Origin of the sequence: Streptomyces sp. Ru62 (assembly GCF_002920615.1) — a bacterium.
Classification (GTDB): Bacteria; Actinomycetota; Actinomycetes; order Streptomycetales; family Streptomycetaceae; genus Streptomyces.
Map to the genome: position 1 here is coordinate 1 of NZ_PQSU01000092.1, position 1,109 is coordinate 1,109.

The 1,109-nt window shown below is 64.8% G+C and carries 1 protein-coding gene and 1 pseudogene; both read left to right on the forward strand.

Going from position 1 to position 1,109, the window contains the following annotated elements:
• Positions 1-335: pseudogene (locus C3492_RS43820) on the forward strand (alpha-glucosidase C-terminal domain-containing protein); the annotation flags it as partial.
• Positions 332-1,109 (forward strand): alpha-amylase family glycosyl hydrolase (locus C3492_RS43825; RefSeq protein ID WP_258056270.1); only part of this gene is annotated, 778 nt, incomplete at its 3' end. The pseudogene C3492_RS43820 and the gene C3492_RS43825, both read left to right, overlap by 4 nt.

Consider the following 1,109-nt stretch of genomic DNA (forward strand, 5'->3'; position numbering starts at 1 on the left):
AGCAGCCGGCCCTGCGACAGCTGCGCGATCTGCACTTCCACCACACCGACAAGGACGCGGTGATCGCCTACTCGAAGCGGAGCGGATCGAACACGGTTCTGGTGGTCGTGAACCTCGACCCCCACCACACCCAGGAGGCAACGGTCTCGTTGGACATGCCGCAACTCGGCCTGGACTGGCACGAGTCCGTGCCGGTGTGCGATCAGCTCACCGGCGAGACCTACTACTGGGGCAGGGCCAACTATGTGCGCCTCGAACCGGGTCACAGGCCCGCGCACGTCTTCACCGTCCTGCGACCGTCCACCCCGCAGATCGGAGGGTCACCCACAATATGATCGTCAATGAGCCCGTTCCGGACACCTTCGAGGACACTCCCGCCAAGGACCGGGACCCGGAGTGGTTCAAACGCGCCGTCTTCTACGAGGTCCTGGTCCGCTCCTTCCAGGACAGCAACGGCGACGGCGTCGGCGACCTGAAGGGCCTGACCGCCAAGCTCGACTATCTCCAGTGGCTGGGGGTCGACTGCCTGTGGCTGCCGCCCTTCTTCAAGTCGCCGTTGCGGGACGGCGGTTACGACGTCTCCGACTACACCGCCGTCCTCCCGGAGTTCGGTGACCTCGCCGACTTCGTGGAGTTCGTGGACGCCGCGCACCAGCGCGGCATGCGCGTGATCATCGACTTCGTCATGAACCACACCAGCGACCAGCACCCGTGGTTCCAGGAGTCGAGGCGGGATCCGGACGGTCCGTACGGGGACTACTACGTCTGGGCCGACGACGACAAGCAGTACCAGGACGCCCGGATCATCTTCGTCGACACCGAGGTCTCCAACTGGACGTACGACCCGGTACGCAAGCAGTACTACTGGCACCGCTTCTTCTCGCACCAGCCGGATCTGAACTACGAGAACCCGGCCGTGCAGGAGGAGATGATCTCCGCGCTGAAGTTCTGGCTGGATCTCGGCATCGACGGGTTCCGGCTGGACGCGGTGCCGTACCTGTACCAGCAGGAGGGCACCAACTGCGAGAACCTGCCGGCGACCCACGAGTTCCTGAAGCGGGTGCGCAAGGAGATCGACGCCCAGTACCCCGACAAGGTGCTCCTCGCCG